The sequence below is a fragment of the Mumia sp. zg.B53 genome (assembly GCF_019550935.1).
Classification (GTDB): domain Bacteria; phylum Actinomycetota; class Actinomycetes; order Propionibacteriales; family Nocardioidaceae; genus Mumia.
Map to the genome: position 1 here is coordinate 43,124 of NZ_JAHWCK010000004.1, position 13,932 is coordinate 57,055.

At 70.1% G+C, this 13,932-nt stretch carries 20 protein-coding genes; 11 read left to right on the forward strand and 9 right to left on the reverse strand.

The window, feature by feature from the left end:
* Positions 1-2: 2 nt before the first annotated feature.
* Positions 3-554, reverse strand: a complete 552-nt coding sequence (locus KV102_RS14360; protein ID WP_220346693.1) for an isochorismatase family protein — start codon at positions 552-554, stop codon at positions 3-5.
* Positions 551-1,870, reverse strand: a complete 1,320-nt coding sequence (locus KV102_RS14365) for a nicotinate phosphoribosyltransferase (RefSeq protein ID WP_220346694.1) — start codon at positions 1,868-1,870, stop codon at positions 551-553. Before KV102_RS14365 ends, KV102_RS14360 begins: the two co-directional genes overlap by 4 nt.
* Before the next feature lie 81 nt (positions 1,871-1,951).
* Between KV102_RS14365 and clpS the strand changes: the two genes are divergently transcribed.
* The 6 genes from clpS to KV102_RS14395 all read left to right on the forward strand — a co-directional run bounded on the left by clpS (position 1,952) and on the right by KV102_RS14395 (position 5,172).
* On the forward strand, positions 1,952-2,257 hold the full coding sequence (clpS, locus tag KV102_RS14370) for an ATP-dependent Clp protease adapter ClpS (protein ID WP_220340915.1): 306 nt from the start codon (positions 1,952-1,954) through the stop codon (positions 2,255-2,257).
* Positions 2,258-2,273: 16 nt separating this feature from the next.
* Complete coding sequence (locus KV102_RS14375) at positions 2,274-2,855, forward strand: DUF2017 domain-containing protein (RefSeq protein WP_220346695.1); 582 nt, start codon at positions 2,274-2,276, stop codon at positions 2,853-2,855.
* Between the two features lie 33 nt (positions 2,856-2,888).
* Positions 2,889-3,335, forward strand: a complete 447-nt coding sequence (locus KV102_RS14380) for a 2'-5' RNA ligase family protein (RefSeq protein ID WP_220346696.1) — start codon at positions 2,889-2,891, stop codon at positions 3,333-3,335.
* 83 nt (positions 3,336-3,418) lie between these two features.
* The gene (locus tag KV102_RS14385) at positions 3,419-3,913 is read left to right on the forward strand and encodes a M67 family metallopeptidase (RefSeq protein WP_308290342.1); all 495 of its coding nucleotides are present in this window, start codon (positions 3,419-3,421) and stop codon (positions 3,911-3,913) included.
* Positions 3,914-3,919: 6 nt separating this feature from the next.
* Entirely contained in the window at positions 3,920-4,198 is a 279-nt protein-coding gene (locus KV102_RS14390; RefSeq protein WP_220340919.1) for a MoaD/ThiS family protein, read from the forward strand.
* Between the two features lie 26 nt (positions 4,199-4,224).
* A complete protein-coding gene (locus tag KV102_RS14395) occupies positions 4,225-5,172 on the forward strand; it encodes a PLP-dependent cysteine synthase family protein (protein ID WP_220346698.1) in 948 nt (315 codons plus the stop codon).
* A 32-nt stretch (positions 5,173-5,204) separates the two neighbouring features.
* Here KV102_RS14395 and KV102_RS14400 read toward each other — a convergent pair whose 3' ends face one another.
* From KV102_RS14400 to KV102_RS19635, 3 genes are read right to left on the reverse strand one after another with little or no spacing between them, the layout of a single operon-like run.
* Positions 5,205-5,708, reverse strand: a complete 504-nt coding sequence (locus KV102_RS14400) for a DinB family protein (protein ID WP_220340921.1) — start codon at positions 5,706-5,708, stop codon at positions 5,205-5,207.
* A 25-nt stretch (positions 5,709-5,733) separates the two neighbouring features.
* Positions 5,734-5,964, reverse strand: a complete 231-nt coding sequence (locus KV102_RS19630; RefSeq protein WP_308290352.1) for a DUF4267 domain-containing protein — start codon at positions 5,962-5,964, stop codon at positions 5,734-5,736.
* Positions 5,961-6,104, reverse strand: a complete 144-nt coding sequence (locus KV102_RS19635) for a hypothetical protein (protein WP_308290353.1) — start codon at positions 6,102-6,104, stop codon at positions 5,961-5,963. The genes KV102_RS19630 and KV102_RS19635 overlap by 4 nt, the downstream gene beginning before the upstream one ends.
* An 84-nt stretch (positions 6,105-6,188) precedes the next feature.
* Between KV102_RS19635 and KV102_RS14410 the strand changes: the two genes are divergently transcribed.
* The 5 genes from KV102_RS14410 to rdgB all read left to right on the forward strand — a co-directional run bounded on the left by KV102_RS14410 (position 6,189) and on the right by rdgB (position 9,797).
* Positions 6,189-6,773 (forward strand): TetR/AcrR family transcriptional regulator, encoded by a 585-nt coding sequence (locus KV102_RS14410; RefSeq protein ID WP_220340923.1) that lies wholly within the window; start codon positions 6,189-6,191, stop codon positions 6,771-6,773.
* A gap of 86 nt (positions 6,774-6,859) precedes the next feature.
* Positions 6,860-7,663: a glutamate racemase gene (gene murI, locus KV102_RS14415; RefSeq protein ID WP_220340924.1), complete on the forward strand. Its 804-nt coding sequence runs from the start codon at positions 6,860-6,862 to the stop codon at positions 7,661-7,663.
* Entirely contained in the window at positions 7,660-8,421 is a 762-nt protein-coding gene (locus KV102_RS14420; protein WP_220346700.1) for an MBL fold metallo-hydrolase, read from the forward strand. Before murI ends, KV102_RS14420 begins: the two co-directional genes overlap by 4 nt.
* Positions 8,422-8,439: 18 nt before the next feature.
* Positions 8,440-9,177: a ribonuclease PH gene (gene rph / locus KV102_RS14425; RefSeq protein ID WP_220340926.1), complete on the forward strand. Its 738-nt coding sequence runs from the start codon at positions 8,440-8,442 to the stop codon at positions 9,175-9,177.
* Positions 9,174-9,797, forward strand: a complete 624-nt coding sequence (rdgB, locus tag KV102_RS14430) for an RdgB/HAM1 family non-canonical purine NTP pyrophosphatase (protein WP_220346701.1) — start codon at positions 9,174-9,176, stop codon at positions 9,795-9,797. The genes rph and rdgB overlap by 4 nt, the downstream gene beginning before the upstream one ends.
* Positions 9,798-9,842: 45 nt before the next feature.
* Here the strand turns inward: rdgB and KV102_RS14435 are convergent, their stop codons facing one another.
* Genes KV102_RS14435 through KV102_RS14450 form a run of 4 tightly spaced genes read right to left on the reverse strand, consistent with a single transcriptional unit; the run spans position 9,843 to position 13,910 of the window.
* On the reverse strand, positions 9,843-10,802 hold the full coding sequence (locus KV102_RS14435) for an ABC transporter permease (RefSeq protein ID WP_220340928.1): 960 nt from the start codon (positions 10,800-10,802) through the stop codon (positions 9,843-9,845).
* A complete protein-coding gene (locus KV102_RS14440) occupies positions 10,799-11,743 on the reverse strand; it encodes an ABC transporter permease (RefSeq protein ID WP_220346702.1) in 945 nt (314 codons plus the stop codon). Before KV102_RS14440 ends, KV102_RS14435 begins: the two co-directional genes overlap by 4 nt.
* Positions 11,743-12,882: an ABC transporter ATP-binding protein gene (locus tag KV102_RS14445; RefSeq protein WP_220340930.1), complete on the reverse strand. Its 1,140-nt coding sequence runs from the start codon at positions 12,880-12,882 to the stop codon at positions 11,743-11,745. The genes KV102_RS14440 and KV102_RS14445 overlap by 1 nt, the downstream gene beginning before the upstream one ends.
* Positions 12,879-13,910, reverse strand: a complete 1,032-nt coding sequence (locus KV102_RS14450) for an ABC transporter ATP-binding protein (protein ID WP_220346703.1) — start codon at positions 13,908-13,910, stop codon at positions 12,879-12,881. Before KV102_RS14450 ends, KV102_RS14445 begins: the two co-directional genes overlap by 4 nt.
* Between the last annotated feature and the right edge of the window lie 22 nt (positions 13,911-13,932).

A 13,932-nucleotide genomic window follows, 5' to 3' on the forward strand; every position in this document is an offset into this window, starting at 1 on the left:
GCTCAGGCCACCGTGACCCCTGCGGCGTCGAAGTCGCTCCGGGTCTTGTCGAGGTTCGCCTCCGCGACCGGAGCGGTGAGATCCATGAGGACACGCGTGCCGAAACCGCGTGCCGCAGCATCGAGAGCCGTGGCCCGCACGCAGTAGTCGGTGGCGATGCCGACGATGTCGACCGTGTCCACGTCGCGCTCGCGCAGCCAGTCCTCGAGCCCGTCGCCGGTGGTGGCCTTGCCCTCGAAGCCGGAGTAGGCCGCGTCGAACTGGCCCTTCTCGAACACCGCCGCGAACATGTCCGCCGTCAGCGGCGCATGGAGCTCGTTGCCATCGGTGCCGACGACACAGTGCGGCGGCCACGAGTCCACGTAGTCGGGCTGGTCGCTGAAGTGGGCGCCCGGGTCGATGTGGTGGTCCTTGGTCGCCACCACCAGGTCGTAGCCGCCGTCGGCGACCAGGCGCGCCACGCGCTCGGCCACCGCGGCGCCTCCTGAGACGGCGAGCGAGCCGCCCTCGCAGAAGTCCTTCTGCACGTCGACGACCACCAGTGCCCTGCTCATCGTGCTCCTCCGCTCGTCACGTCCTCGAAGACCGTCGGGATCGCGGCCTCCCCCCGCGAGAGCTGCCGGGCTCGCAACGGTAGCTCAGCGAGCGAGTCCCGTAGCCGGTCGCGGGCGGTCTCCAGGGTCTCGTCGTAGACCCGCTCGCCGTCCTCGACGAGCGGGACGAGGAGCGGGCGGTCGTTGTCGTCACCCTCTGGCGGCTCGCCGATGCCGATCACCTCGGCCGTGGCCGTGCCGTGACGGTCGAGGCGGCGCAGCGCGTACTTGCGGCCGCCGATCGAGACCTTGTCCACGCTCGTCTTCGCGACGGAGATCATCGCGGCGTCGGTCTCCAGACCGTCGGCACGGGCGACGAGCTTGTAGACGAAGCCGCACGTCGGGTGCCCGGATCCGGTCACCAGCGACGTCCCGACGCCGTAGCCGTCCACGGGAGCGGCGGCGAGACCGGCGATCGCGTACTCGTCGAGGTCGCTGGTCACCGTGATCCTGGTGCCGGTCGCACCGAGCTCGTCGAGCTGGCGTCGGACCTGGCCCGCGAGGAGCGGGAGGTCGCCGGAGTCGAGGCGTACGGCGCCGAGTCCCGTGCCCGCGACGTCGATCGCGACGCGCACCGCCTCGGCGACGTCGTAGGTGTCGACGAGCAGCGTCGTCGCGGTGCCGAGCGACTCCACCTGGGCGGTGAACGCGTCACGCTCGGTGTCGTGCAGCAGGGTGAAGGAGTGGGCGGACGTGCCGGCGGTCGGGATCGCGTACCGGCGGCCGGCCTCGAGGTTCGACGTCGTCGCGAACCCGGCGACGTACGCGGCCCGGGCCGAGGCGACCGCCGCGAGCTCGTGCGTCCGCCGTGACCCCATCTCGATGCACGGACGGTCACCGGCGGCCACCGTCATCCGGGCCGCGGCGGAGGCGATCGCCGAGTCGTGGTTGAGGATCGACAGCAGCAGGGTCTCCAGCACGACGGCCTCGCCGAAGGTGCCTTCGACGATCATGATGGGCGAGTTCGGGAAGTAGGTCTCGCCCTCGGGATAGCCCCACACGTTGCCGCGGAAGCGGTAGTCGGCGAGCCAGTCGAGCGTCGGCCCGTCCACGATCTCGTTCGCGCGCAGAAACGCGAGCTCGCCGTCGGTGAACCGGAAGTCGGCGATCGCATCGAGCACGCGGCCCGTCCCTGCGACGACGCCGTAGCGCCGGCCGTCCGGGAGCCGGCGTGCGAACAGCTCGAAGACCGAGCGTCGGTCGGCCGTGCCGTCTGCCAGCGACGCCTGGAGCATCGTCAGCTCGTAGTGGTCGGTGAGCAGCGCGGTGGAGGTCACGGCGTCAGCGTAGTGGCGGGCCGGCGGACCGTGGAACTCCACCGGGCAGGGGCGGGCCGGAGAGTTTGCGCGTACGCCACAATGGGCCGGGTGAGCACGCCAAGCCCGATCGAGGTCGACGAGCCGGCGACCGACGAGGTCACCGAGCTCGACCGACCCTGGGTCACCATCGTCTGGAACGACCCGGTCAACCTCATGTCCTACGTCGCGTACGTGTTCAAGTCCTACTTCGGCTACGACGACGCCACGGCGAACGACCTCATGATGAAGGTCCACCACGACGGGCGGGCCGTGGTCGCGACCGGGCCCCGCGAGGAGATGGAGCGGCACGTGCAGGCGATGCACGAGTACGGATTGTGGGCGACGTTGCAGCGGGACGACGCATGAGCGCGGAGAGCATCCGATGAGGGCGTTCGAGCGACGCAAGCGCGACCGGGTCCGCGCGGAGTTCGAGCGGGCCGAGGCCGAGCTGCTCGTCAACCTGCTGGGCCAGGTGATCGAGCTGCTGCGTGACCGCAACGCCCCCGAGGAGTCGTCGCCCGACCCGTTGTTCGGTCAGCTCGGCACGACCGCGTCCTCGCTGCCTCCGGAGGACCCGGTGCTCCGGAGGCTCCTGCCCGACGCCTATCGCGACGACGACGACTCGGCGGCCGACTTCCGTCGCTTCACCGAGCGGAGCCTGTCGACGACCAAGGTCGAGAACGCTCAGGCGCTCGTCGCGTCGCTCGCGGCGGGCGGCTTCGACCTGGACGACCCGGAGCAGTCCGTGGACCCCATCGAGGTCGAGCTCGGTGAGCGCGGTGCTCAGGCGTGGCTGCGGTCGCTCACCGACGTACGGCTCGCCCTCGCGGTCAGGCTCGGCATCGAGTCCGAGGAGGATGCCGAGGCGGCCGCGGAGAGCGACGATCCCTCCGTGGCGGTGGTCGTCGACATCTACGAGTGGCTGGGCTTCGTCCAGGAGTCCCTCGTCCAGGCCCTCGACTGAGCCCATGAGGTTCTGCCCGTGAGGTTCTGCGTCGTGTCCTTCGTCGAGGACGCGCCGGAGGAGTTCGGACGTGAGGCGTGGCCGCTGCACGTCACCTGGGTGCCGCCGTTCGACGCTGACGAGGCCGAGGCCGTGGAGGCGTTCACCCGTGCTGCCGAGAGTCGTGCGCCCGCAGCCACCGAAGCGGCGGGGGAGGAGTGGTTCGGCAGCCGTCACGACGTGCGGGTGACCGAGCTGGCACGGATCGCTGATCTCGACGCGCTCCATCGGGCGCTGCTGGGCGCCCTCGCCGACGCGGGTGTCGACGTCGCTCGGATGCGGCACGTGCGTGACGCCTTCCGGCCGCACGTGTCGGCTCAGGCTGGCCGGGCTCTCAGGGTCGGGACGCGCGTGACGCTCGACGAGGTGTCGCTCGTCTCCCTGCGACCCGACGACGACCCTCGCCGGCGGCGCGTCGTCCTCACCCGCCCGCTCGGCTGACGCGGAGTGGCGCGGCCCACACGGACGCCGTTCGGATGGCGGACCCACCCTCTGAGCCGGGTGCCACCCCGTACCTTGGAAGCGTGCTCACCATCGACCAGGCGACGTACGACGCGATCATCGCGCACGCTCGACGGGACCACCCGGACGAGGCGTGCGGCGTGGTCGCCGGACGGATCGGCTCGGACCTGCCGACGCGGTTCGTCCCGATGGTCAACGCGGCGATGTCGCCGACGTTCTACGAGTTCGACTCGACGGACCTGCTCCGGCTCTACCAGGAGATGGACGACAACGACGAGGAGCCCGTCGTCGTCTACCACTCCCACACCGCCACCGAGGCCTACCCGTCGCGCACCGACGTCAACCTCGCCGGCGAGCCGAACGCGCACTACGTCCTCGTGTCGACCCGCGACGGCGCCCACGCGCCCGGACCTGTCGACTTCCGCTCGTTCCGGATCGTCGACGGCGAGGTCAGCGAGGAAGAAGTCCGCGTCGTCGAGCGTTACGAGGAGGAGGGCCCGGGCGGCGACTCCGTCCAGGCTCCGAGCACTCATCCCACCGATCGATCAGGAAGCTGACGTCTGATGGCCATCGAGGTCCGTGTCCCCACCATCCTCCGTACCTACACCGACGGCGAGAAGAAGGTCTCCGCCGCCGGTGACTCGGTCAGCGCGCTGATCGAGGACCTGGAGGCTCACCACTCTGGCATCAAGGACCGCCTGGTCGAGGACGGCCAGCCGCGCCGATTCGTCAACATCTACGTCAACGACGAGGACATCCGCTTCTCGGGCGGCCTCGAGACGCCCCTGTCCGACGGCGACGTCGTCGTCATCCTGCCCGCCGTCGCGGGCGGGGCGCGCTGACCTCGCGTACGAGGCCGGACCCGTCCATGCGCTTCGACAACCTGATCGACTCCGTCGGCGGCACGCCGCTCGTCGGGCTCCCGAGGCTGTCCCCGTCCCCTGAGGTCCGGTTGTGGGCCAAGCTGGAGGACCGCAACCCGACCGGCTCGATCAAGGATCGCGCTGCGCTGGCGATGATCGAGCGCGCCGAGGCCGAGGGTGTCCTCCGACCGGGGTGCACGATCTTGGAGCCCACGTCGGGCAACACCGGCATCTCGCTCGCGATGGTCGCCAAGCTGCGCGGCTACCGCATCGTGTGCGTGATGCCGGAGAACACGTCCCAGGAGCGCCGGCAGCTGCTGCGTATGTGGGGTGCCGAGATCGTTTCGTCGCCCGCCGCCGGCGGCTCGAACGAAGCCGTCCGCGTCGCCAAGCGGGTCGCCGAGGAGCACCCCGACTGGGTGATGCTCTACCAGTACGGCAACGCCGCCAACGCCGACGCGCACTACCGCGGCACCGGCCCGGAGATCCTGGCCGACCTCCCCGAGGTGACGCACTTCGTCGGGGGCCTCGGCACGACCGGCACGCTCATGGGCGTCGGACGCTTCTTCCGCGAGGCCAAGCCGGAGGTCCGCATCGTCGCCGCCGAGCCACGCTACGGCGAGCTCGTCTACGGGCTGCGCAACCTCGATGAGGGGTTCGTACCCGAGCTGTACGACCCGCAGTACATCGACGCCCGCTTCTCGGTCGGACCTCGCGACGCCGTGCGACGGGTGCGCGAGCTGCTCGAGTCGGAGGGCATCTTCGCCGGCATCTCCACCGGCGCGATCCTGCACGCCGCCCTCGCCCAGGCCTCGAAGGCCGTGAAGGCGGGGGAGCCCGCCGACATCGTCTTCGTGGTGGCAGACGGCGGCTGGAAGTATCTCTCGACGGGCGCGTACGAGGGCACCGTCGACGAGGCGGAGGAGCGGCTCGAGGGCCAGCTCTGGGCGTAGCCCGCTCGTCCGGGAGCGGCTCGCCCCGGCCATCAGGTCGGGTAGCCCTCGAACGGGCCGGTCGCCCCGTCGATCAGCTCGCGGAGGATGTCCGCGTGCCCGGCGTGACGGGCGTACTCCTCGACCATGTGGATCAGCACCCACCGGAGCGACACCGTCTGACCCCACCACGCGGTGCCGGTGTCAGTGAGGTCGAGGTCGTCGATCACCGCGTCGGCGGCCTTGCGGGCCATCGCGAAGTAGGCCAGCACACCCTCGGTGGTCTCCCACGGCTCGATGCGCCAGTCGGCGTCCCAGTCGTCCTCGTCGGCCGGGACCTCGAGCGACTCGCGGCCGAACGTCGAGCAGAACCAGGCGTAGTCGACGGACGCCAGGTGCTTGACCATCCCGAGGAGCGTCGTCCCCGACGGCACCATGGGCCGCCGGAGGTCCTCGTCCGAGAGTCCGTCGATCTTCCACAGGATGGCATCACGGTGGCGGTCGAGAGCCGTGTAGAGGCTCTCCTTCTCGTCGCCGGTGAAGGGCACGCGTCTCATCGGGACAGCATGCACGACCGCGGTGTCAGACCGCGAAGAGCAGCGCGGCGCTGACGAGGACGATGACGGCCGTGGCGAAGTGGATGCCGAAGGCCACCGCCTTCGTTCCTCCGTTGCGGAGGACGACGAGCGTGTCGCCGAATGGCGCGAGCGAGACGGTGATCATGAACAACCCCGCTGCTCCGGGCGTCGAGAAGGCCAGCAGAGTCAGGCCGACGACGCCGAACGTGGAGTCACGGACTCCCTTGACCGTCAGGTACGCGCCGTCGCCGTCCGGCTTGGCGGGACGCCGTAGCCGGCGGCTGCCGGAATCGGGTGAGTCAGGAACCGTACGCCGATGAACAGAACCATGAGGCAGAGGGCGGCGGCCAGGACGTACGCGACGGTGATGAGCACGAGAACTCCTTGTTAGCGATGCTAGAAACAAGTGCGACGCTATGCGAGCATGAGCCTGATGTCTAGCGGTGCTAGGATCTCTGCGTGGCGATCCACGAGCGCAGGGCACGCGAACGCGAAGCACGTGAGCGGTTGATCATCGACGTCGCGCGCGAGCTGGCCGAGGCAGAAGGGTGGGAGGCGGTCACGACGCGACGACTCGCGGAGCGCGTCGAGTACAGCCAGCCCGTGCTCTACAGCCACTTCGCCGGCATGGGCGCTCTGATGGCAGCGGTCGCGATGGAGGGCTTCACCGAGATTGCCGAGGCGCTGCTCAGAGCCGTCCGTACACCGGAGGTGTCTCCCTCGGAGCGCCTCGCCGACGTAGCCACGGCGTACCTCGACTTCGGTGCACGCCACCCGGCACTGTACGACGCGATGTTCAGCCGGGCCGTCGAGCTGAAGTTCGCACAGGAGTCCACCCCGGCGCCGATGCGCGAGGGATTCGGTGCGCTTCGCGAGGCGGTCCGCCCGTACGCCGGCGACGACGCCGACGCCGACGTGGACGCGCTCACCGAGGTCTTCTGGAGCTGCCTGCACGGTCTGGTGACGCTCGCCGCCACCGGACGGCTGAACCCTGCGCTGGTCGAGCTGCGGCTCACGGCCCTCGTGGAGCGCTTCAGCCGGTGACGCCGAGCCGCGTCCCACGCGACTCGCCCTGTGGCGTCGGACGCATTGTGTTTCGTGGGTGTGAATCGCACACTAGGCTCGCTCGGGTGAACGACGCGCCCATCGGCATCTTCGACTCCGGCTTCGGCGGTCTGACCGTCGCCCGAGCCGTCATCGATCAGCTGCCGAACGAGGCGGTCCTCTATCTCGGCGACACCGCCCGTCAGCCGTACGGGCCGCAGCCCATCGGCGACGTCCGCGAGTACGCGCTGGAGTGCCTCGACCACCTGGTCGACCGAGGCGTGAAGGCGCTCGTGATCGCCTGCAACTCCGCCAGCGCGGCGGTGCTCCGCGACGCGCGAGAGCGGTACGACGTGCCGGTGGTCGAGGTCATCGTGCCGGCGACCCGACGGGCCGTCGCCGCCACCCGCAACCACCGTGTCGGTGTCATCTGCACCCAGGCAACCAAGACATCGATGGCCTACGAGGACGCGTTCGCCGCGAACCCGTCGGTTCAGCTGACCGTCCGCGCCTGCCCCCGCTTCGTCGAGTTCGTCGAGGCCGGGGTGACCGCAGGTCCCGAGCTCCTGGAGGTGGCGCGGGACTACCTCGCGCCGCTGCAGGAGAGCGGGATCGACACGCTCGTGCTCGGCTGCACCCACTACCCGCTGCTCACGGGCGTGATCGCCTACGTGATGGGCGAGGAGGTGACGCTCGTCTCCAGCGCGGACGAGACCGCCAAGGACGTCTACGCCCTGCTCGTGCGCCACGGCCTCGAGCGGACGGTGACCACGCCGCCCGAGCACCACTTCCTGACCACGGGGCAGCCCGAGGAGTTCCGCACCCTCGGGCGCCGGTTCCTCGGTCCCGAGATCGACCACGTCGACCAGTTCTCGTGGGTGGGCGTATGAGGCTGACCGTCGTCGGCTGCGCGGGGTCGTACCCGGGCCCGGACTCCCCGGCCAGCTGCTATCTGCTGGAGGCGGCGCACCAGGGGCGCACCTACCGGCTCGTCATCGACCTCGGCAACGGTGCGCTGGGCGTGCTCCAGCAGTACGTCGCCCTCGCCGACATCGACGCGATCGCGATCTCACACCTCCACCCCGACCACTACATGGACATCTGCGGGATGTACGTCTACCGCAAGTACGTCCCCGGCGGTCCGCTCCCACGGATCCCGCTCTGGGGTCCGTCGGGCAGCGCCGACCGGTTCGCGGAGGCGTACGGACTCCCGATCGACCCCGGGATGACCGACGAGCTCGCGGTCCAGACGTGGGTCGAGGGCGAGCCGGTGAACCTCGGACCGTTCACGGTGACGCCACGACTGGTCGACCATCCCGTGCAGTCGTACGCGTTGCGGATCGAGGCCGACGGCAGCGTCCTCACCTACTCCGGGGACACCGGGCCGACCTCGGCCCTCGTCGAGGCGGCGGACCGGGCGGACGTCTTCCTGTGCGAGGCGTCGTTCACCGACGACCCGGACAATCCGCCCCACCTCCACCTCACCGGCACCGATGCCGGGGCCGCGGCCACCGAGGCCCACGTCGGGCGGCTGCTGCTGACCCACGTCCCGACCTGGACCGATCACGAGCTCGTCGCGTCGGAGGCCAAGGCCGCCTTCGCCGGACCGAGCGAGCTCGTCGAGGCGGGCGGGGTCTACGAGGTCTAGGCCGTTAGGCTCGTCGGCATGCCCACCACCCGAGCGGACGGCCGCCCGAACGACGAGCTGCGTCCCGTCACCATCACCCGCAACTGGCTCGACCACGCCGAGGGATCGGTCCTGGTCGAGTTCGGCCGCACGCGCGTCCTCTGTGCGGCCAGCGTCACCCAGGGCGTCCCGCGCTGGCGGCGAGACTCGGGGCTCGGCTGGGTGACCGCCGAGTACGCGATGCTGCCGCGCGCCACGCACACGCGTTCCGACCGCGAGTCGGTGAAGGGGCGGATCGGCGGACGTACGCACGAGATCTCGCGCCTGATCGGCCGGTCGCTGCGTGCGGTGATCGACGACAAGGCCCTGGGCGAGAACACGATCGTCATCGACTGTGACGTGCTCCAGGCCGACGGAGGCACCCGGACCGCCGCCATCACGGGCGCGTACGTCGCGCTGGCCGACGCCGTCTCCTACCTCCGCGAGCGGGGTGCCCTCCTGTCGGAGCCGCTGACCGACTCGGTCGCCGCCGTCTCGGTCGGCATCATCGACGGCACCCCGATGCTCGATCTCCCCTATGACGAGGACGTCCGCGCCGAGACCGACATGAACGTCGTGATGACGGGCTCCGGGTCGTTCGTCGAGGTGCAGGGCACCGCCGAGGGTGCGCCGTTCGACCGGGCGGAGCTCGACGCGCTGCTCGCGCTCGCGGAGAAGGGGTGTGCCGACCTCACGGCGATCCAGGCCTCGGCGCTCCAGGACGGGCCCTCCGCATGAGTGCGCGACGAGTCGTCCTGGCCAGCCACAACCCCGGCAAGCTGGTCGAGCTGCGTCGCATCCTCGAGCCCGACGTGCCGGGGATCGAGGTCCTCGGTCTCGACGACATCGGCGACTTCGACGAGCCCGTCGAGGACCAGCCGACGTTCGAGGGCAACGCGCTGCTGAAGGCGCGCGCCGCCGCGAAGGCCACCGGACTCCCGTCGCTGGCCGACGACTCCGGGTTGTGCGTGGACGCGCTCAACGGAATGCCCGGCGTCCTGTCGGCGCGGTGGAGCGGCAAGCCGCAGGGTGACAAGCGGTCCGCCGACACGCGCAACAACGCGCTGCTGCTCGACCAGCTGGCCGACGTGCCGGACGAGCGGCGTGGTGCCGAGTTCCGGTGCGCGATGGCGCTGGTGCTGCCGAGCGGGGCCGAGGTCGTCGAGCTGGGCGTGATGCGGGGTCGGATCCAGTGGGAGCCGACGGGTGACGGCGGGTTCGGCTACGACCCGCTGTTCGCCGCGGACGGCTACGACGTGTCGACCGCAGAGCTCACGCCCTCCGACAAGGACGCGATCAGCCACCGGGGCAAGGCCCTGCGGGCGATGGTCCCGCACCTCGTGGCCCTGCTCGCCTGAGCCCGTACGCACCGGCGCCTCCGAACCGGCACGGCGGCCACCCGCTCAGTTGAGGCGTACCCGAGGATCGAGGACCGCGTAGGCGATGTCGACGACGATGCTCGCGATCACCACCGCGGCTGAGGTCACCAGCACCACGCCGATGATCACCGGCAGGTCCTGGTTGTTGATCGCGTCCACGCTCGTCTTGCCCAGACCCGGCAGACCGAACACGGTCTCGGTGACGACGAGACCACCCACGACTGTGCCCAGGTCGATCCCGAGCTGGGTCACGACCGGGGTCAGTGCGCTCCGCAGACCGTGCCGCAGGACGACGCGGCGCTCGGTGATGCCCTTCGAGCGGGCGGTCCGGATGTAGTCCTCGCCGAGCGCGTCCAGCATCGCGCCTCGTGTCAGCCGGGTGTAGATCGCCGCGGACAGCATCGCCAGCGCGATCCACGGCAGCACCAGGTGCCGCGCCCACTCCCCGACCCCCGCCGACAACGGCGCGTAGCCCGCCGCGGGGAACCAGTCCAGTCCTGCGAGGGTGAACCGGTAGTAGAAGACCGTGAGCAGGAGCAGGCCGAGCAGGAACGACGGCATCGAGTAGAAGAACAGGGCGAAGAACGTCAGCCCGCGGTCCACGGCGGAGCCCGGGCGCACGGCCGAGACAACGCCGTTCGTCACTCCGAGGAGCGTCCAGATGACGGCGGCGCCCAGCGCGAGCGAGATCGACACCGGCGCGGCCGCAGCCAGCATCGAGGTGACCGACTGGCCGTGGTAGTAGTCGTAGCCGAGGTTCCCGTGCAGGGCGTTCCACAGGAAGTCCCCGTACTGCTCGAGCAGCGGACGGTCCAGCCCGAGACGGTGTGAGATGAGGGCGACCGTCTCAGGGGTCGCCTGCTTCCCGGCGAGCGTCTCAGCGACGTTGTTGGGCGCGATGAAGAACATCCCGAACACCAGCAGCGTGATCAGCCACATCACCACGGCGCCGAGCAGGGTGCGTCGCACCACGAACCGGATCATGACGGTCTCCCTGGTCTCATCGAGAGCGTCGGTCGGGCGCGGGGGTCGAAGGCATCACGGACACCGTCGCCGAACAGGTTGAACGCGAGCGTCGTGACCAGCAGCGCGAGGCCGGGGAAGAGGATGTACCACCACGCTGTCGTGTAGTAGTTCTGGGCCGTGGCGATCATCCCGCCCCAGTCGGCCGTCGGCGGGGGAATGCCGAGGCCGAGGAACGACAGCGTCGCCTGGGTGACGATGACGACGGGGATGAGCAGCGAGGTGTAGACGATCACCGGCGCGAGCACGTTCGGCAGGATGTCGATCACCATGATCCGCCAGCTCGACGCGCCGAGGGATCGTGCTGCTTCGACGAACTCCCGCTCGCGCACCGACAGCACCTGCCCCCGGACGATCCGCGCGACCGACGCCCAGCTGAACAACCCGATCACGAGGATCGAGATGCCGAGGCTCGGTCCCGTGATCGACACCAGCGAGATCGCGAACAGCAGGAACGGGAACGAGAGCACGACGTCGACGAAACGGGCGAGGATCGTGTCGATGACGCCACCGAAGAATCCGGCAGTCAGACCGACGACGACCCCCACCAGCACGGCGAGCGCGGTCGCGGCCACGCCGACCAGCAGCGAGACGCGGGCACCGTAGGCGATCCGGACCAGCAGGTCGCGCCCGAGGTCGTCGGTGCCGAGCCAGAACGTGCTGTTCGGACCGCGCGGCAACCCGTCCGGAGTGAGTCCAGCGCTGTGGTATTGCGTGTTCGGCGGATGACCGGTGACCGCCGCGACGACCGGGGCGAAGACCGCCATCAGGAGGATTGCGGCGATCACCGTCAACGAGAGCATCGCCACGCGGTCACGTCGGAGCCGATGCCACGACAGCGCCCATGGGCTGCGGCCCTTGATCTCACCGGCAGCAGCGGTCTCGGTGGCCTCCGGGCTCATCACGCACCTCCAGGATCGGTAACCCGCTCGGCGACGATCTCGCTGTCCTGCGCATCCAGGTCCGGCACCTGCCCCACCAGCTCCTCGCCGACGCGCAGCGGGTGGAGGCACGCGGCACGGTGCTCGGGTGGGTCGTCGAGCACCGGGACGAGGTCAGGGTCGACGGACACACAGTCGTGTCGTGCCTTCGGGCAGCGTGGGTGGAAACGGCAGCCGGACGGTGGCGCGACCGGCGACGGGAGGTCTCCGACCAGGACGATCCGCTCCCGAGCCTCGGCCTCCTGCGGATCGGCCACGGGGAGTGCGGAGAGCAACGCCTTCGAGTAGGGGTGCCGAGTCACCTCGAACAGCTCGTCGGCCGGGGCGGTCTCGACGATCCTCCCCAGATACATCACCGCGATCCGGTCGCTGATGTGCCGGACGACCGACAGGTCGTGGGTGATGAAGAGGTAGGTGAGGTGGAGGTCCTCCTGGAGGTCGATCAGCAGGTTGAGCATCTGAGCCTGGATCGACACGTCGAGCGCCGAGACCGGCTCGTCACAGATCAGGAGCCTCGGGCGCAGCGCGAGCGCGCGGGCAAGGCCGATGCGCTGGCGCTGACCTCCGGAGAAGTCGGCCGGAAACCTGTTGTAGTGCTCGGGGTTGAGGCCGACGAGCTCCATCAGGTCCTGGACCCGATGTGCGCGCTCCTTGGCCGACATCGACCGGCCGTCGGTGTCGCCGTGGATCGCCAGCGGGTCTCCGATGATGGAGCCGACTCGTCGCCTCGGGTTCAGCGAGCCGTACGGGTCCTGGAAGACCATCTGGATCTCCCGCCGCACAGGTCGGAGGCGGCGCCGGCTCGACGCCGTGATGTCGGTGCCGTCGAAGCTGATCGAACCTGACGTGACGTCGTAGAGCCGGGCGAGGCAGCGCGCGAGCGTCGACTTCCCGCAGCCGGTCTCGCCGACGAGCCCGAGGGTCTCCCCACGCCGGATCTCCAGGGAGACCCCGCTCACCGCGTGCACGACCTCGCGGCTGCGCCGCCACGGGCTTGAGGCGCCGACCGGGAACTCCTTCACGACGTCGGAGGCGACCAGGAGCGGTGCAGCGAGGTCATGCTCGCGCCTGCCCGAGGCGTCGACGGCAGCGGTGCTCATGCGGGTTGCTCGTGTGGTGAGGTGACGCGCGCCTCGCGTGAGGCGACACGCTCGTCGCGCGAGGCGATGTCGCTCGGCAGCCAGCAGGCCGACTCGTGGTCGGAGCGCCCGAAGACCGGTGCCAGCCACGGCGTCTGCGTGCAGCGGTCGAAGGCGTAGGCACATCGCGGTCGGAACGGGCAGCCCTCCGGCGGCGTGATCAGACTCGGCGGTGAGCCGGAGATCGGGGTCAGCCGCCCCCGGCCCGGTGCTCGCGAGGGGAGCGAGGCGAGCAGGCCCTCGGTGTAGGGGTGGTGGAACCGGTAGAAGAGCTCGTGGCGGGCGGCCCGCTCCATCACCTGGCCGGCATACATCACCACGATCTCGTCGGCTACTTCCGCGACCACCCCGAGGTCGTGGGTGATCAGGATGATGGCGGTGCCGAGCTCACGCTGCACGTCCTGCAGCACGGTGAGGATCTGCGCCTGCACGGTGACGTCGAGCGCCGTCGTCGGTTCGTCGGCGATCAGCAGCGCGGGGTCCAGGGCGATCGACATCGCGATCATCGCGCGCTGGCGCATGCCGCCCGAGAACTGGTGGGGGTAGTCGTCGACCCGCAGATCGGCCTGCGGGATGCCGACGAGTGCGAGAAGCTCGACGGCACGACGTCGGGCGGCTCGACGGGAGATGCCGCGGTCGTGCGCGCGGATCATCTCGACGATCTGCCAGCCGACCGTGTAGTACGGGTGGAGGCTGGTCAGCGGATCTTGGAAGATCATCCCGATCCTCGCCCCGCGCACTGCCTCGAGCTGCTTCGTCGTCGCGGTGAGCAGGTCCTCGCCGTCGAACACGGCGGACCCCGAGATCTGCGCTCCTCGGGTGAGGCCGGTGACGGTCTGGGTCGCAACGCTCTTGCCGGAGCCGGACTCGCCGACGACGGCGAGCGTCCGACCGGCCTCCACGGCGAACGAGACGCCGCGTACGGCGTGCACGACGCCGTCAGGAGTCGGGAAGCCTACGTGCAGGTCAGTGACCTCGAGCAGCGTCATCGGTGGCTCCTTCCAGGCAGAG

Bases quoted from the DNA above. Each gene is read 5' to 3' on its own strand.
- KV102_RS14360 (WP_220346693.1), bottom strand. From the start codon at position 554: ATGAGCAGGGCACTGGTGGTCGTCGACGTGCAGAAGGACTTCTGCGAG.
- clpS (WP_220340915.1), top strand. From the start codon at position 1,952: ATGGGCCGGGTGAGCACGCCAAGCCCGATCGAGGTCGACGAGCCGGCG.
- KV102_RS14375 (WP_220346695.1), top strand. From the start codon at position 2,274: ATGAGGGCGTTCGAGCGACGCAAGCGCGACCGGGTCCGCGCGGAGTTC.
- KV102_RS14390 (WP_220340919.1), top strand. From the start codon at position 3,920: ATGGCCATCGAGGTCCGTGTCCCCACCATCCTCCGTACCTACACCGAC.
- KV102_RS14395 (WP_220346698.1), top strand. From the start codon at position 4,225: ATGCGCTTCGACAACCTGATCGACTCCGTCGGCGGCACGCCGCTCGTC.
- KV102_RS14400 (WP_220340921.1), bottom strand. From the start codon at position 5,708: ATGAGACGCGTGCCCTTCACCGGCGACGAGAAGGAGAGCCTCTACACG.
- KV102_RS14420 (WP_220346700.1), top strand. From the start codon at position 7,660: ATGAGGCTGACCGTCGTCGGCTGCGCGGGGTCGTACCCGGGCCCGGAC.
- rph (WP_220340926.1), top strand. From the start codon at position 8,440: ATGCCCACCACCCGAGCGGACGGCCGCCCGAACGACGAGCTGCGTCCC.
- rdgB (WP_220346701.1), top strand. From the start codon at position 9,174: ATGAGTGCGCGACGAGTCGTCCTGGCCAGCCACAACCCCGGCAAGCTG.
- KV102_RS14435 (WP_220340928.1), bottom strand. From the start codon at position 10,802: ATGATCCGGTTCGTGGTGCGACGCACCCTGCTCGGCGCCGTGGTGATG.
- KV102_RS14440 (WP_220346702.1), bottom strand. From the start codon at position 11,743: ATGAGCCCGGAGGCCACCGAGACCGCTGCTGCCGGTGAGATCAAGGGC.
- KV102_RS14445 (WP_220340930.1), bottom strand. From the start codon at position 12,882: ATGAGCACCGCTGCCGTCGACGCCTCGGGCAGGCGCGAGCATGACCTC.
- KV102_RS14450 (WP_220346703.1), bottom strand. From the start codon at position 13,910: ATGACGCTGCTCGAGGTCACTGACCTGCACGTAGGCTTCCCGACTCCT.